Source organism: Achromobacter sp. SIMBA_011 (assembly GCF_046535435.1).
GTDB classification, from domain to species: Bacteria; Pseudomonadota; Gammaproteobacteria; order Burkholderiales; family Burkholderiaceae_B; genus Achromobacter; species Achromobacter dolens.
Map to the genome: position 1 here is coordinate 1 of NZ_JAWRWN010001270.1, position 234 is coordinate 234.

Genomic DNA, 234 nt, shown 5'->3' on the forward strand with positions numbered 1-234 from the left:
GTCTGCCTCGTCAACGAGTTGACGCCGGAATCCCGGCAGGCCTTGCTGGAACGGCGCATTACCGGCGTGTTCCAGACACCGCTTCGCGAATTATGCGCGGACCTCCTTGCCACCATGGTTCACACCATCGAACACGGCATGGCGGAAACGCCGGGGCAGAGATTTGTGCCCGCCCATCTGTGGGTTCCTGAGAGCCTTTGATGGTTTGATAGATTCCATCATAAATGCAACGTC

The 234-nt window shown here is 57.7% G+C and carries 1 protein-coding gene; it reads left to right on the plus strand.

The window, feature by feature from the left end; translation table 11 throughout:
- On the plus strand, positions 1-201 hold a 201-nt coding region (locus SB816_RS35140; protein ID WP_410548641.1), incomplete at its 5' end, for a hypothetical protein.
- Between the last annotated feature and the right edge of the window lie 33 nt (positions 202-234).